Origin of the sequence: Arsenophonus sp. PmNCSU2021_1, from assembly GCF_036919435.1 — a bacterium.
GTDB classification, from domain to species: domain Bacteria; phylum Pseudomonadota; class Gammaproteobacteria; order Enterobacterales; family Enterobacteriaceae; genus Arsenophonus; species Arsenophonus nilaparvatae.
This window is the reverse complement of sequence record NZ_JAZHPL010000011.1, coordinates 595,853-610,938: the sequence shown is the minus strand read 5'-3', so window position 1 is coordinate 610,938 and position 15,086 is coordinate 595,853. Positions and strand designations below refer to the sequence as shown.

At 38.1% G+C, this 15,086-nt stretch carries 21 protein-coding genes and 5 pseudogenes; 19 read left to right on the top strand and 7 right to left on the bottom strand.

Annotation, left to right across the window (positions count from 1 at the left end):
- Positions 1–156 precede the first annotated feature (156 nt).
- On the bottom strand, positions 157–378 hold the full coding sequence (locus V3224_RS29425; protein WP_334469873.1) for a hypothetical protein: 222 nt from the start codon (positions 376–378) through the stop codon (positions 157–159).
- Between the two features lie 83 nt (positions 379–461).
- Positions 462–1,007 (bottom strand): hypothetical protein, encoded by a 546-nt coding sequence (locus V3224_RS29420; RefSeq protein ID WP_334469871.1) that lies wholly within the window; start codon positions 1,005–1,007, stop codon positions 462–464.
- Between the two features lie 257 nt (positions 1,008–1,264).
- On the opposite strand from V3224_RS29420, the gene V3224_RS29415 reads away from it, so the two are divergent.
- Entirely contained in the window at positions 1,265–1,525 is a 261-nt protein-coding gene (locus V3224_RS29415; RefSeq protein ID WP_334473856.1) for a hypothetical protein, read from the top strand.
- 16 nt (positions 1,526–1,541) lie between these two features.
- On the opposite strand, the gene V3224_RS29410 is transcribed toward V3224_RS29415, so the two are convergent.
- Positions 1,542–1,988, bottom strand: coding sequence for a hypothetical protein (locus tag V3224_RS29410; RefSeq protein ID WP_334473855.1), 447 nt, complete (start codon positions 1,986–1,988; stop codon positions 1,542–1,544).
- 252 nt (positions 1,989–2,240) lie between these two features.
- Positions 2,241–3,008 (bottom strand): annotated as a pseudogene (locus tag V3224_RS29405) (peptidase dimerization domain-containing protein); the annotation flags it as partial.
- A gap of 158 nt (positions 3,009–3,166) precedes the next feature.
- Here V3224_RS29405 and V3224_RS29400 point away from each other — a divergent pair.
- The 18 genes and pseudogenes from V3224_RS29400 to fliR all read left to right on the top strand — a co-directional run bounded on the left by V3224_RS29400 (position 3,167) and on the right by fliR (position 11,993).
- Positions 3,167–3,958 (top strand): antA/AntB antirepressor family protein, encoded by a 792-nt coding sequence (locus V3224_RS29400; protein ID WP_334473853.1) that lies wholly within the window; start codon positions 3,167–3,169, stop codon positions 3,956–3,958.
- 11 nt (positions 3,959–3,969) lie between these two features.
- Entirely contained in the window at positions 3,970–4,107 is a 138-nt protein-coding gene (locus tag V3224_RS29395) for a hypothetical protein (RefSeq protein WP_334469858.1), read from the top strand.
- Positions 4,097–4,258: a hypothetical protein gene (locus tag V3224_RS29390; RefSeq protein ID WP_334469856.1), complete on the top strand. Its 162-nt coding sequence runs from the start codon at positions 4,097–4,099 to the stop codon at positions 4,256–4,258. The genes V3224_RS29395 and V3224_RS29390 overlap by 11 nt, the downstream gene beginning before the upstream one ends.
- Positions 4,255–4,503, top strand: a complete 249-nt coding sequence (locus tag V3224_RS29385) for a hypothetical protein (RefSeq protein ID WP_334467955.1) — start codon at positions 4,255–4,257, stop codon at positions 4,501–4,503. Before V3224_RS29390 ends, V3224_RS29385 begins: the two co-directional genes overlap by 4 nt.
- Positions 4,500–4,964 (top strand): annotated as a pseudogene (locus V3224_RS29380) (Sak single strand annealing protein); the annotation flags it as partial. The gene V3224_RS29385 and the pseudogene V3224_RS29380, both read left to right, overlap by 4 nt.
- Positions 4,965–5,115: 151 nt before the next feature.
- Entirely contained in the window at positions 5,116–5,784 is a 669-nt protein-coding gene (locus V3224_RS29375) for a lambda exonuclease family protein (protein ID WP_334469852.1), read from the top strand.
- Positions 5,736–6,182: a single-stranded DNA-binding protein gene (locus tag V3224_RS29370; protein ID WP_334469850.1), complete on the top strand. Its 447-nt coding sequence runs from the start codon at positions 5,736–5,738 to the stop codon at positions 6,180–6,182. Before V3224_RS29375 ends, V3224_RS29370 begins: the two co-directional genes overlap by 49 nt.
- Before the next feature lie 15 nt (positions 6,183–6,197).
- Positions 6,198–6,374: a hypothetical protein gene (locus tag V3224_RS29365; protein WP_334469848.1), complete on the top strand. Its 177-nt coding sequence runs from the start codon at positions 6,198–6,200 to the stop codon at positions 6,372–6,374.
- 23 nt (positions 6,375–6,397) lie between these two features.
- Positions 6,398–6,643, top strand: a complete 246-nt coding sequence (locus V3224_RS29360; protein WP_334469847.1) for a hypothetical protein — start codon at positions 6,398–6,400, stop codon at positions 6,641–6,643.
- 84 nt (positions 6,644–6,727) lie between these two features.
- The gene (locus V3224_RS29355) at positions 6,728–7,426 is read left to right on the top strand and encodes a phage antirepressor Ant (protein WP_334469846.1); all 699 of its coding nucleotides are present in this window, start codon (positions 6,728–6,730) and stop codon (positions 7,424–7,426) included.
- Positions 7,427–7,437: 11 nt separating this feature from the next.
- Positions 7,438–8,007, top strand: coding sequence for a hypothetical protein (locus tag V3224_RS29350; RefSeq protein WP_334469845.1), 570 nt, complete (start codon positions 7,438–7,440; stop codon positions 8,005–8,007).
- A gap of 195 nt (positions 8,008–8,202) precedes the next feature.
- Positions 8,203–8,445, top strand: coding sequence for a hypothetical protein (locus tag V3224_RS29345; RefSeq protein WP_334469843.1), 243 nt, complete (start codon positions 8,203–8,205; stop codon positions 8,443–8,445).
- Positions 8,446–8,717: 272 nt separating this feature from the next.
- Positions 8,718–8,912 (top strand): excisionase, encoded by a 195-nt coding sequence (locus V3224_RS29340; RefSeq protein WP_334469841.1) that lies wholly within the window; start codon positions 8,718–8,720, stop codon positions 8,910–8,912.
- Complete coding sequence (locus tag V3224_RS29335; protein WP_334469839.1) at positions 8,869–9,912, top strand: tyrosine-type recombinase/integrase; 1,044 nt, start codon at positions 8,869–8,871, stop codon at positions 9,910–9,912. Before V3224_RS29340 ends, V3224_RS29335 begins: the two co-directional genes overlap by 44 nt.
- A 94-nt stretch (positions 9,913–10,006) precedes the next feature.
- Positions 10,007–10,204 (top strand): annotated as a pseudogene (locus V3224_RS30435) (FliO/MopB family protein); the annotation flags it as partial.
- On the top strand, positions 10,197–10,934 hold the full coding sequence (gene fliP, locus V3224_RS29330) for a flagellar type III secretion system pore protein FliP (protein ID WP_334473851.1): 738 nt from the start codon (positions 10,197–10,199) through the stop codon (positions 10,932–10,934). The pseudogene V3224_RS30435 and the gene fliP, both read left to right, overlap by 8 nt.
- An 8-nt stretch (positions 10,935–10,942) precedes the next feature.
- The gene (gene fliQ, locus V3224_RS29325) at positions 10,943–11,212 is read left to right on the top strand and encodes a flagellar biosynthesis protein FliQ (RefSeq protein WP_032115314.1); all 270 of its coding nucleotides are present in this window, start codon (positions 10,943–10,945) and stop codon (positions 11,210–11,212) included.
- A 2-nt stretch (positions 11,213–11,214) separates the two neighbouring features.
- Positions 11,215–11,993 (top strand): annotated as a pseudogene (gene fliR / locus V3224_RS29320) (flagellar biosynthetic protein FliR).
- A 144-nt stretch (positions 11,994–12,137) separates the two neighbouring features.
- On the opposite strand, the pseudogene V3224_RS29315 reads toward fliR, so the two are convergent.
- The 3 genes and pseudogenes from V3224_RS29315 to V3224_RS29305 all read right to left on the bottom strand — a co-directional run bounded on the left by V3224_RS29315 (position 12,138) and on the right by V3224_RS29305 (position 15,018).
- Positions 12,138–12,905 (bottom strand): annotated as a pseudogene (locus tag V3224_RS29315) (transporter substrate-binding domain-containing protein).
- Positions 12,906–13,360: 455 nt separating this feature from the next.
- Entirely contained in the window at positions 13,361–14,299 is a 939-nt protein-coding gene (flgL, locus tag V3224_RS29310) for a flagellar hook-associated protein FlgL (protein WP_334473848.1), read from the bottom strand.
- Between the two features lie 35 nt (positions 14,300–14,334).
- Entirely contained in the window at positions 14,335–15,018 is a 684-nt protein-coding gene (locus V3224_RS29305; protein WP_334473846.1) for a hypothetical protein, read from the bottom strand.
- Positions 15,019–15,086 lie beyond the last annotated feature (68 nt).

The following is a 15,086-nucleotide window of genomic DNA, read 5'->3' as shown; positions in this document are numbered from 1 at the left end:
AAAAACAGCTTTTTTTCTTCCGAATCGTTAACATTTTGCTGAATACATTCTCGAATAACCGCTAGAGATTCATTATGGAGTTTTACGGTAACGATCTTTAAAGAGGCTGAAATACTACCCTCCTCAGTAAGAAGGTTTATAGCGTCTTTGGTTGCTTTAATCCGATGTATTGCAGGTTCTTTTCCTGAAAGGAATTCCTCCCTTAACCAGTCCTTCTTCTTGCAAATAAGCGATGTTTTGAAGAAGCTTTTTCTTATCAACTAAACGTGAATGATCAGGAATATTTTCTGTTTCAATAACATCGGGATAATCGTACACCGCTAACTCAAGCAGTTCAAATTGTAAATTTCTATCGAAATTAGCTAATGAATCATTCATTACTCTACCTCTTGGTTGTTGTGGAAAACACCAAGTGTATCACTGCCGCCTGAGGTGGCTAAATAATCAGGCAATCAAATCAATTAAGAGTTAAATTGACTTTTAGCTAATTCAGAAAGAACTTGAGTCACTGTACCAGCATTAGCAAACAAAGTATCAACACATTTGCCTACAACAGATTCTGCGCCTTTTTCTTTCACTAGTTTTAAAAGCGTTTGCTTTTCTGGTTCAGCTAAATTAGCCGATCTGATAATTGTTTCAATTTGCTCAAGAGTATTTTTGTGTATTTTAATTGTAACGGCGTTTAGTTCACTACCGATAGTATCGGTATTGGCGTAATCAAAACCTTTAGCAGTTAAAGCCATATGCTCAACATAAAATAATGAATAATTATTATGACCTAAAACAACTGCACCTTTTTTAACAAGACCAATTTCAATCAAATAATTAAGATCTAATGCTAATTGATTAGTGCCTATCTTTTCCTCTAAAAAGTCAAATTTCTCAGTGCTTATTGGCTGCATGGGGCTATCAGGATTATTTAATTCTCGAATTAGCATTAAATGCCTCTCTTTAATTGGTGTCATTGAGCGTGTCATTCCTTTTTCTATGTGTTGTGGTGAGCACATAATAACCTGTTTTGTGTGTTGTGGTAAATACGCAAACCACTGCCGCCTGAAGTGGTTAAACACTCAGGCAATCAAATCAATTTCAGGATGTGTGAATGCGGCTCTGCGCTCGTGGGACAGTCAACACTATAAATTATCTTTCAAATAGCTAAATATAGTTTGATTGCGTTTACCCGTCCGTGATGACTGTAATCGGACACCAAGTGGCACTTGGGCACACATCCTATCTTTTCAGCAAATGTTAACAAGGAGTACACATGATGAGATTGGACAATCCACGCATTGTAACAGCGAAACATCCCAATATGGGTAATTTGGTTGGAGTAACTAATGGCAGTCGTGATTTGAGCGATGCGAAATACTTAAGCAGCATTGATATATGGAATGACGACGACATGGAAACAAGAACTTTCAAAGAAATTATACAGTGCTTAACAAAAGAAAATAAGCGTCTTAAAAAAGAGAATCGAAGACTCATGAAGATATACCGTGAAATTGGTGGGCTGTGCAGGGCTTGAACCTGCAACATAGGGATTAGAAGAATTTAAGTATTGCTGTTGCAGCACTAATAGTCACAACGATTACACCACCAAGTTTTAAAAGTAGTCCAGTAGCAATATGTTCAACATCCTTACGAATTAAGGCTATCTGAGCATCAGTTTTTTCAAAACGCGCTTGTATCTGAGCTTCATTCTTCTCAAAACGAGCAGCCATATCTTTGCGGACATCAGCAATCTCAGCCGATAAGTCTTTACGAACATCAGTTATTTCAGCCGATAAGTCTTTACGAACATCCGCTATTTCTTTTCTGACATCAGATATATCACGCTTAACATCAGCAATATCAGCTTTAGTCGCTACATCAGCAACCTCATGTGATTTGCGTACAATAAGCGAAATAGCCTTAGCTTGCTGACTAGTAAGCCCAGCCGTTTGAAGCTCTTCTGATGCCTGTAGTGTATCAAATGCAACCTGACCCATAGGGAATCCTCCTTTTTGGTAAGTATAACGGGTTTAGGGTTCAGTCTGCAAAATCTTTCATCAACACGAGTTTCGCACAGGCATATAAAGTTCTAGAAATGGCTTAAAAGCAATGGTTAATCTGCAAGTTACTAAAACACATAAATTTTATTAAATTACAATAATTTGTATTTAATTTATAAGGTTTTGTCTATTTATATATTATGCTGAATTAAACTTAAAAATAGCGCGTTTTTTTATTGGTGCGAAACTCGTGCGAGATTGACAATCTGCGGTTAGCGCAAATAATTCTGTTGTTGTCTCATCAAGCGTAATGACTAAGTTTTTTTCAAGCGCGGCAAATTCAGATCTTAGCATCGCTAGATAGTGATTTTTACTGGTTTCTAAATTAGCTGCTACTGATATGGGCACTGCAAAAATTGCTTCACTCTCACGAGGGATCGCATTACGCAAGCTACCCCCTTGAATATGAATGAGCTTTAATTGTAATTCACTGGCATGACCTGCTAGAAAACGCGCCAATAGTTTATTCGCATTAGCTAATCCTAAATGAATATCACCACCCGAGTGACCACCGGTTAACCCTTTAAGTGTTATTTTGAAGATTATATGATCAGCTGGAATGGCTTCTCTTGCCAATTTAAAGGTGGTGGTAAAATCAACGCCGCCGGCACAACCCATGTAGATTTCGCCTTCTTCTTCGGAATCGGTATTGATCAGAATATCTGCTTGTAGCCAATTTGGCTGTATGCCAAAAGCACCAACCATGCCGGTTTCTTCCGTCATGGTGAGTAAAACCTCTATTGGTCCATGTTTAACATGCTCATCATCCAGTACAGCTAAAGCAGAGGCCATACCGATGCCATTATCTGCTCCTAATGTGGTACCTTGCGCTTTCACCCATTCATTATCTACGTAAGGACGGATAGGATCCTGAGTAAAATCGTGTTGAGTATCACTCACGAGTTTCGCACCAATAAAAAAACGCTCTATTTTTAAGTTTAATTCAGCATAATATATAAATAGAAAAAATCTCATAAATTAAAAATAACTTATTGTAATTTAAGTAAATTTATACGTCTTAGCAAGTTACAGATTAATTATTGTTCTGAAGCCATTTCTAGAATTTTATATGCCCGTGCGAAACTCGTGATCAATTAACTTTGAGGAATTTCTACATGCAAAATTTAATTAACATCAAAACAAAAAACATTAGTGGTGAATTAATCCAAACGGTAAATGCTCGTGATCTACATGCGTTTTTCGATATTGGGAAAGATTTTACCACATGGATAAAAGACAGAATTAAACAATATGGATTTGCTGAAAATATCGACTTTATAGTTTTCACCAATTCTGGGGAAAACCCCTTCGGAGGCCGTCCAGCAAAGGAATACCACATTTCCCTCGATATGGCGAAAGAACTATCCATGGTTGAACGCAACGAAAAAGGGAAACAGGCCAGACAGTATTTTATTGAATGCGAAAGACGGATTTTACAACCTCAAACATTGCTACCAACAACCAAAGAACTGGCACTCATGGTTGTTCGGGCTGAGGAAGATAAAGAAAAGCTATTACTAGAAAACAAGAACCTCACAACAGAAATCGATAGCCTAAAAAACCTGTTTCAGGTTGGTATGTCACCCGTTCAGTTTTGCAAACAACTTAATGGCGTAAATATTAACCAGGTTAACCTTTTTCTAGAATCGCGTCATTTTCTCTACGATGCAGAAAAGGATATCAGCAAGGCTCATGTCTGGCGTGTTCATTCTTATGCAAGAGATAAATATTTAACCGAATCACCCTTCATCATGACAAACGATTATGGGCAACGTCAGTGTTACAAAATCATTCTGCTAAAAAAGGGGGCTACATGGCTATATAACCAATACCTCAAAAGTAAGCTACCGATGAAGAAAGACTGGAACGGTGAATTTACCCACGACAAATATAGTCAGGTGGCATAAGGGCTAAATATATGAACAAAGATAGAAACCTATTAGTACTGGCAAGACAGGCAGCAAAGTTAGCGATTAATACCCAACGACAAGATATATGGCTAATCGCTTTATCACTGCAACTAAAAGCTTATGGAAAAAATCATCATGCCCCTTAAATCTGAAAAGGCGAAAAAACGTCATATTAAAGAAAAAATTATCACCCTGCTACTGAACTCACACTTTTCACAAAATGAAATCGAGTTATTAGTTGCAGAGATTAAAACCAGAAAAAACAGGATGCTATTTCAGTTCGAGGAGGTCAAATGAACCCTTACGCCATGGAAGATTACTGGTACGAACAACAGCAAGAAATTGCTTATTGGGAGGACAGGCTGGACGACGAAATCAGCGAACTTGTCCAGCCTGTTTATGACTGCCTGCCTTCCTCAGTGATGCGAAAACTCAGTATTGAGGATTTTGACGATATCTGGAAGGCACTGTTTGACCATTTCAAAAATGAGAATATCCATCAGTACAAAGCACTTCGAGCGCCTAAGAGGAAATATCTATGAGCGAAACACAACATACCGAAAAAGAGAGCAGTTTTCAACAACAGGTTTGGGAAACGCTGTCGGCGATTAATGTTAACGATAAAGTTGAAAAGAAAAACGGCCTTTCTTATCTCTCATGGGCGTGGGCGTGGGCGTGGGGCGTATTAATGGCACATTACCCAGAATCCTACTATGTCATTGATGCCGTTAGCTATAACAATGATGGCAGTGCGATGGTGTCATTAACCCTCACCGTCAAACAGGGTAATAACGAATGTCTCCGCAAAATGTGGTTACCCGTTATGGATTACCGGAATCAGGCTATTTCCAATCCTAACGCCGTTGATATCAACAAAGCGCTGATGCGCTGCCTCACTAAAGCCATTTCGATGTTTGGATTAGGATTTTATATCTATGCGGGTGAAGATTTACCTGAGCAGGAAAAAGTTGTGATGCAGAAAGAAGAAGCCCAACAAAAGGCTCGTTACAATCAATTAATCAAGGAATTAGAAATAGCAGCAAAAGGCGGTGTTGAATCAATGAAATCCCATTGGCTGCAATTAAAACCAGAAGAGACGGATATCATTGGCGAAGAAAATAAAATGGCTATTTATCGCAACATTGCAATGAAAAATGAGGCTAATCATGAAGCAGAGAACGGACGAGTGGTTTCAGGCAAGACTTGGGAAAGTCACCGCCAGCAATTTACACAAGGTGTTATCCAAAGGCAAGGGAACAACACAACGAAATTACCTCATGCAATTAGTCTGTGAAACGCTCACCGGACGACGAGAAGAAATTAAAACCAATCAGGCCATTGAACGGGGCATTGCCCTTGAACCTACAGCCAGAGCACGATATTGCCTCAATGAGTTTGATGTCACAGTTACCGAAGTGGGCTTTATTCCCCACCCGACTATTGCGCTATTTGGTGCCAGTCCTGACGGTTTGGTGAATGATGATGGACTTATCGAAATAAAATGCCCCAACACCACTACCCACATTGAAACCATTATCACAGGAAAACCCAAACACGAATACCTGTTACAAATGCATGGGCAAATGATGTGTACAGGCAGAAACTGGTGCGATTTTGTCAGCTATGATGACAGACTCCCCCCTAACCTGGCCTACTACAAAATCCGAATTATCAAGGATGATGATTTAGTTAACGAAATTGAACAAGCCGTTCAAGCATTTATTGAAAAACTGAAAGCAGAACTCAGCAAAATTAATCAATATGTGGAGGCTCCATGGCAAACCAGAACCAATGTAACTTTACCGGACGCATCGGCAAATTAGATATCCGCTATATTCCCAGTAACGATATTTTTATTCCATTTACCACATTTTCTCTAGCTATTAGTAAATCAAGGAAAGATAGTAACGGTCAATGGATGGACGAAACGACATGGATTAATTGTAAGGCATTTAAACAAATAGCCGAATATATTGAGAAGCATGCACAAAAAGGTACTTTTGTTCGTGTTACCACTGCCTATCAAGAGAATAAATGGACAGACAAATCCGGTCAGCAAAGGATATCGCCCGAATTTTTAGTCAATGACGTTGAAATATTGGGCAACCGGAAAGAGAAGAAACCGCAGGAAAGCCAAGGTAAAACGGGTATACCAACCACTAACCAGCCAAACAGTAACACAATTATCGAGCCCGATTTTGATGATTCTATCCCCTTTTAGACAAGGAGCCCTACCATGTGGATTTTAATCTTAACCATGTACGCCAGCCCTTACTCATCAAATGACTTTACAAGTGTTCATACTCAGGAATTTGACACTGAAAATATGTGCCAATTCGCCGCTAAACAGTTTCAGCGGGAATTTGAAACTTTCAAGGATATTAACGCCAAAGCGATTTGCGTTAAGAAATAAGCTAATTTTACCGAGGTTCAACCATGAAACTTAACATCATCAAATTACTAATCACGACATTATTGTTTATCAGCGCAGCGTTTGCCTTCGAACTGATAGTGGGACATCTTGCACATGCCGATGCCGTCATTGACCCGCAAATCAGGTTTAAACGTGGCGAATTAGGCAATATTCATTTAGGCGGGCAAGAGCTACTGGTTATTGGCATCATGATAGTCCCTGCACTCTTGGTCTATTTGGGGGTATTTCTCGACACATTGAAGAAATAGTTACAAAGCAAGAAGTCATTACCCCACCTAACCTATTCCACTTAATCAATACTCATTCATCAATTAACTTTGAGAAATTACTCTATGCAAAATTTAATAAATATACAAAATGTTATGCTTCCTAACAGTGAAACAATAGATTCTCAACAATTGCTGTTCATGGTTAACGAGACAAGAAAAGAATATGGTGAAAATCCTATTCGTAATAACGATTTCATCGCCAGAATTAAAGATGAACTCGAAGGAGAGACCTACGAAATTTTCGTAGGTCAAAAAAACGGCGCTGATATTGAAATTATCGAAATGGCTCTTAAACAAGCCCTCCGCGTTGCCACCCGTGAATCTAAAGCGGTTCGCCGCTCGCTAATTGATAAACTGGAGCAGCAAAGTAAACCACAAAGCGCCAATGAAATTATCGCCGCAATGGCATTAGCTAACGTTGCACAGGAGCGTCGGTTAAAGAGTATTGAACATCAGGTAGAGCAAGTTTCAGAAGAAATCGAACATATCAAAAAAGGCACTATCCCAGCAGGTTTCCAGGGCTATAGCTATCTTAAAACAAAGTATGGCTTAAGTGATGCGAAATGTCGCCAGTTAGTCATGGCGTGGAATGTGCCTTGCAAAAAAGTGCCCCATGTTGCCCCAGGCGGCCAAATTACCCAAATGTCGGTGGTTGATGAGGAAGCCTTTAAAAAAACACGGCATAACATGATGCTTCAGGCTGAGAAACGTGGCAGTCAGTGGTATCATCCCAAAATGGGGCGCTTTGCTATTTCAGAATAGGAAACTAAATAATGAATGATTTTGTGCCGATATCAACCGGTATTTTTAACGAGAAACAAGGATGTTTCACTTATGCCGATGCTATCAATATGCTCGACTCTGGTAAATTTGATAACGATTTAAAATCTGGATGCACGCTTGTAGGAGCCATATCCAAGGGATGGGAGCATAATTACTTTTCACCGACTGTAGACCAACGTGTAAGCATCTGGCGCTGGATAGTGGCCGCTTGCTTTATTATCGAGCAAACCCAAAAGAACGGAACAGTTGAAGTTCAAAATGAGGAGGGTGGCATCGATATTGCTGCGCTTTACGCGAACGACACATCATCAATAACCATTTACCCTGCGGCTGAACGCTTTGCTTTAGCTAATCATGTTGAAAGCATTGCTATTGAGAAGTATGGCAGAGAGCAAGGGCTGGAAATGGCCATCGGGATGTATAACGGTTTTATTACGACTACACCCGAAGACGGGATGATTTTATCTGATTTTGGTCGTGAAAGTCTGACAACTCTCCATGAAGGCTATTTAAAGATGCTGCAAGATGAAGGTATGCCATTACCTGTCATACTTCACTAGCAATTATTCAATAAATCAACTGCTATTTGGTATTTCCGCATCACTCAAAAAAGACCAGCGCAAGGCTGGCCAACACCAGGAAAAATGTTGCTGCTAACCAACACACAACGGCAATGATATTATCACAAATAATTCATAAATGATCACTTTTTGATCAAAGCTTACATTTATTTAATCAATAACCGGAGAAATCCTATGAATAACACCCATGAATACAGAACAACGTTACATCATGTCAAAGCAGGGATGCAGGTTATTTATTATGGTGAAATGATGAAAATAATTAGATTGAGGAAGAAAAAATTAACAAACAAAGGATTGGTATATCAATTTGATACCAATGGAGAAAACGGAACATTAACCGGAAATGGCGGCAATAAAATCACTGTATTAGAAAAAACAGACGACTTGCATAAAAATAAAAGCGGGTATGTTTAACAGGAGATGACGTGAAGTATGACCTGATACTCGCAGACCCACCCTGGCAATATCAAAACAAAGCATCAAACGATGCAGCAAATAAATCCTAATATCTTCCCCACAAATCATATGCCCTAACCTAACAAAGCACGAAGATAATCATTCGTGCTTAGGCTATCTGTTTTTGTCGGGCAATGAAGCGCCTGAGAATAGTGTGAGTTTTTGAATGAGGATAAATAAACATGATTACTTTAGCGGAATGGAACGCTCGAAGGGATAGACCACGCCGAATGGATACCGTCAGAATTTGGGCAAGAAATGGACTCATACAGCCACCACCCATCAAGGACGGTAGAGAGTACCTTGTCGAAGAATATGCCGTCAAGGTCAACAGTCTTAACGAAATTAGCCATCAGAGTTTGTTGCTAGGAAGGATAGGTCATGACCAGAACCAGAAAGATAAAAAATCGGGATTTACCCCCTAACCTGTATAAAAGAAATGGCTACTATTCGTATAGAGACCCACGTACCCGTAAAGAATACGGTTTAGGCAGAAACAAAGCCTATGCAATTAGCGAGGCTATCAGTGCGAATCAGTTGTTACTCAATGCAGACAAGGTAAAACCACTAACAGAAAGGATCGATGGACAGGGATCTGTCTATTTCCATGAGTTTTTAGATAGATACGAAGAAATATTGAAAACAAGAGGATTGAGAGAGAAAACATTAAAAGACTATCGACAGAGAATAGGTGTAATCAGAAAAGGATTTATTGATGCACCAATTCAAAATATTACAACAAAAAACATTGCTGATTTTATTCATGAATTTATTAAAGATGGAAAAATAACAACAGCAAAAGTATTGAGAATATCCTTAATTGACTGCTTCAAAGAAGCATTAGCTAGTGGTTTAGTACAATTAAACCCTGCTGAGCTAACAAAAACACCAAAAATCAAAATTCGGAGAGCCAGACTGTCTCTCGATGACTTTAATACTATTTTAAACTTTATTAACCATGATAATCATTGGTTAACTCATGCAATGAAACTGGCTTTAGTTACAGGTCAGAGGGTATCTGATATTTCAAAAATGAAATGGGAAGATATTCATGATGGGAAATTGTGGATTGTTCAACAAAAAACCGAAACTAAAATAGCTATTCCACTGGATCTTGAAATTGAGTCTACAAAATTATGCAATATTTTGAAAAACATTAATCATGAAGCTAACTTTGTTATTACAAAAAATAAAAAACAAATTACAGCAGTAAGAATATCAACAGAATTTACAAATTTTAGAGATAAAACAAAATTAACATGGGAAGGAACGCCACCTTCTTTTCATGAAATAAGAAGTTTGTCTGCAAGATTGCATACAGATAAAAATGGAAGTGAATTTACTCGCAAATTGTTAGGCCATAAATCAGCAGAAATGACAGCTAAATATCAGGATGATAGGAATAATAGTTGGATTGAAATTTAAAATTTATAGTGAATAAATAGTGAATTATAGTGATAATCACTTTTTATATATTTGATATATAAGTATTTTTATTTTATGAAACTATTCATTAGGTAGTAAAACCAAAATTACTATTATTGAAGTTGATCAACAAGCGCTGGTGCTCGGTGTTACCGAAGAAAACATTAGCTTGCTACATAAAATGCCGGCCAAAACAGAACTAAGCGAACAAGCTGAGGCAAAATCTGCTCCACCTTCTTTTGGCCAATTAATAAAAACATGCTTAGTAAAAAGTAGAAACAGTGATGCGTAAACGGCTATTTTTATTATTAGGCACGCTATTTTGGCTGCCATTCGATACCTACTCTGCTATACCCACCATCGTTAGCCAGCCATTAGCCAATGGCGGCCAGAGCTGGTCATTGCCAGTGCAGACGCTTATTTTTATCACCGCGCTCGGTTTTATTCCTGCGCTGCTGCTGATGACCACCAGTTTTACTCGCATCATCATCGTCCTAGGCTTATTACGTAATGCATTAGGCACCCCGACCGCACCACCTAATCAAATTTTATTAGACCTGGCACTATTTATGACTTTTTTTGTCATGTCACCCGTATTTGATAAAATTTATCAAAATGCTTATTTACCCTTTAGTGAAGAGAAAATTACCATTGAAGTGGCTTTATCTGAAGGCGCTAAACCCTTACGTCAATTTATGTTACAGCAAACCCGACAACCTGATTTAGCACTATTTTCCCGCTTAGCCAATGATAAAGAGTATCAAACACAAGCTGATGTTCCGCTGCGTATTTTAGTGCCGGCATTTATTACCAGCGAACTAAAAACAGCTTTTCAAATCGGTTTTATGATATTTATTCCTTTCCTGATTATCGATCTGGTGGTTGCCAGTGTATTAATGGCGTTGGGTATGATGATGGTTCCGCCTGCCACTGTTGCGATGCCATTCAAATTAATGTTGTTTGTTTTGGTTGATGACTGGCAATTAATTTTAGGCTCATTAGCGCAAAGCTTTTTTAATTAGGAGTAAAAATGACACCGGAAACAGTGATGGAGCTTGGTATTGATGGGATGAAAGTTGCTATTGCATTAGCAGCACCACTGTTGCTGGCGGCGTTGATCAGTGGTTTAATTATTAGTTTATTGCAAGCAGCCACCCAAATTAATGAGATGACCCTGTCTTTCATTCCTAAAATTATTGCTGTTTTTGTTACCGCGATAGTAGCCGGCCCATGGATGTTAGAACTATTTATCGAGTATACCCGTCAGTTAATCACTCAACTACCGCAATTTATTGGTTAATGATGATCACTTTTACCACCGATTTTTTTTATACTTATGTAAACCAACTATTTTGGCCATTTGTGCGAATATTAGCCCTATTTAGTATTGCACCTTTTTTTGCTGAAAAACAAATTCCTAAAAAAAGCAAAATTGCCCTCGCCTTGATGATCACGATTTTAATCTCAACGTCATTGCCTTTACCGCAAATTCCGCTCTTTTCTGCCATGGGTTGTTGGATATTAATACAACAAGTTTTAATCGGTTTATTAATGGGACTGACGATGCAAATTACCTTTGCCATCGTTCGTTATGCAGGGGAAATATTAGGCATGCAAATGGGGCTCTCTTTTGCATTATTTGTTGATCCGTCAGCCGGCCACAATATGCCAATTATAGCGCGTTTTGTGAATCTATTATTACTACTCTTGTTTCTCTCTTTCGATATTCATCTTTGGCTGTTGTCACTGTTAGCAGATAGTTTTCAAACCATTCCCCTGCTATCATCATCATTAAATAGCAACAGTTTTATATTAGTTGCCCAATCAGCCGGAATTATTTTTTATTATGGCTTATTATTGACTTTACCTATTTTAACCTTATTATTAATATCAGTTTGGCGATTTTAAATCGAATGACCCCCCAGCTTTCTATTTTTGCTGTCGGTTTCCCACTGACACTTTTAACTGGTATTTATCTATTACCGCTGTTAACAACCATAGTGACCAAATATGCCGAGAAAATATTTAATGATATTCTCGGTCAATTAACACTGATATTGCTTATATTAGCTGGAAAATAATAGTTTTAAAATCGCTTTCTCCGATAACTTTAATTCTTTATTTAATACTAGATCGCTAAATCCGTTTAACTCTATGCCATAACCGGTATAAATTTAGCTTATTTTTAAATTAATAAAGCCACTTTGCCCGATAAGCAATAGAGTTTATTTAGGTATCGCTATCCACTCAGCAACAATATCCTGATACACTCCGGTCTTTTTATTTAGATGTAACCATTGATCTACATATAGTTTCCAACTCATATCGTCACGTGGCAGCATATAAGCTTTCTCAATGTATTGCAGAGGTCTTTTCGGATTAAGCGCGCACAATTTTGGATACTGCTTTTGTTGCTAAAGCGCTTCTGATGCATCGGTAACCATAACATCAAATTTTTTATCAATAATTTGCTGGAATATTGCTGCATTATCATGAGTCAGCTGTAACTGTGCTTTCGGTAAATAACGGTGCACAAAAGCTTCGTTAGTACCACCAAACGGGGCAATCAAACGAACTGTTGGTTTATTGAGTTGCTCAATAGTTTGGTATTTTGCTTTATCATCACACCGTACTAATGGGATTTTACCATCAACCGCGATTGGGGCAGATAACCAAGCCGTCTGTTGGCGCTTTAAGGTGACAGAAATACCACCAACCGCAATATCACACTGTTTACTGCGAAAATCTTCCATTAAAGTTTTCCAGGTGGTTTTTTGCCATTTAACTGTCGCTTCCAGACTGGTGGCCAGATTTTCCATCAGGGCCACATCAATCCCTTCATATTTACCATCCTGCAGTAAATGAGTATAAGGCCTATAATCACCCCTTGCGCAAACCGTTAATGTTTTCGTTTTCATCACTCGGTCAAGATGAGACTCCGCCTGTGCTGCTGCGCTCAAGAAAACCAGGCTGACTACTGTCAATTTCTTCATCATGCTTGTTCCTTCCTTTATCTCAGGAAATTGTTTATCGCAGAAAAATCGAGCTAAACAAAATTACCCTCAATTATGAAAATGAAAAATAGTAAAATTTATTCAATATTACTATTTTTTCAACACTATGAAACTGTTATTTTTTGATATTACGTTATAATTTTTGACGTTATATTATATATAGTAACTTGATAGTTAATTCAATAGCTATCCATCGAATTCTATTATCCTGCAATAATATTGGCTTAATATTTAATATAAAGAATTAACTATTATTGAATAATAAAAATAATTTTCCAGCTATTAATTAAAATAAGTAAGATAGAAATAAGAATAGCGTAGATGAAAAAAAAATAAAAAACCAGGAGAAAATGACTCCTGGTAAAATTTTATTTAATTATCGGCTGATTTTTTGTTGTTTACTTTATAATCTAAAAAAGTATTAACAAAATCACTCAACGCAAAATTTTAAATAGCGATAAATCTTTCATTTGACCATATATGCTATAAGAAGCCTGCATCACTTCTTCTAACTGCTTAAATTCAGTTATTTCTTCCAGCAAATTGGTATCCATTAATTGGCTTTGCCGCTCTTTTAATAATACTGAAGTCTCTTCATGACGACTACTTAAATTTTCAACCTCTTTTAGTTGTAAACCAAGCTGGCTAGTAATAGTAGAGAGGGTTTTGGTGGTATCTTGTAAACCTCCAGTAGCCGTACTTATCACAGCAGCCATAGCAGCTTGATCCTGAGGAGTGGCTGATTGATAAGGTGTTTTTAAAGTAGTAATTACCGAATCTAATGATTGAAAAATATTTGACCCAGTTGCCGACAGCAAAACTTGTTCGGCAGTAAAGTACACCGTTACTTCACGATCAGCATCAATATGTTGCTTAACCGCATCGGCGCCACCTTGATAACTAACCGTACCACTGTTATTCATCTCTAACGGTGCGGTATCGGTTTTATAACCAGCAAACATATAATTGCCCGAACCATCTTTATTATTGGCTAAAACAAACAATTGAGATTTTAAATCTTCAATTTTAGTGGCATAAGCCAGGCGGTCTTTATCATTCAGAATCGATTGATTAGAAACTGCCACCAAGGTTTCCTTGATGTTACGAGTCACATCCTCCATTTTGTCTACAACTTGCAATTGTGATTGCATCTGATGTTGAGCAATATTATTCACTCTTTGATATTGAGCTAAGCGGACTTGTGTCTGCTTAATCTGTAGGTTTTCTGCCGCTGCTGCCGGATCATCGGCTGATTGTAACAGCCGTTCTTTGGTGGTTATACGCTGATATTTATCTGCTAATTCTGACTGGGAGCGCATCATACTACTCATCTTTTGATAATGCATCAATTGATTACTTAAACGTGTTACCATCACTTTTTCCTTTTAAATTAATTACATTATCAACATCAGAAAATGCGCATTAAAGTCTCAAACAAACTATTTGCCACTTGAACAACTTTGGCGTTTGACATATAAAATTCTTGCATGCGGGTCATTTCCAAATATTCTTCATCCAGATTAATACCGGCAATTGATTGCTGCTTCTGGTAATAGCTATCGGTTATCACTGATTGAGCTTTTACGTCTACTTTGGCCTGATTTGCTTTAGCCGCTATATCACTAACGACAGAAGTATAAGCTTTGCTGTAAGTTGACCTGCCATCAATCAACTTTTTATCTTGTAGTGCTAATATTTCCTTAATATTGCTATTATCTGCCTGCCCTGCTCCCGCCTGGCCGGCAGCCGCAATACCTGTCGGATCGGTCATCACAACCGATAATCCATCAATAACACCTTCAACCGGCTTGATAATAAACTGGTCACCTGCCTGTGGTATTGAAGAAGAAGCAACCTCAATTTCCATGCCTGCAAAGGTCAATTTTGTGCCGTTAGTACCAAATGCGGGTGTAACAGTGACAGTTACCGGCTGCTTTGTTGCCAGTTCAGTGACCTGCCAATTGTTACCATCAAAGGTCATGGCATAGTCAATACCTTTAACTTTAGTGGTATCGGTAAATTGAGCAGAAAAATCACTGCTACCCTGGTTTTGTTGATTGGCCACAATAGTCGGTTGGCCAGTCTTAAACACGAGTTTCGCACCAATAAAAAAACGCTCTATTTTTAAGTTTAATTCAGCATAATATATAAATAGAAAAA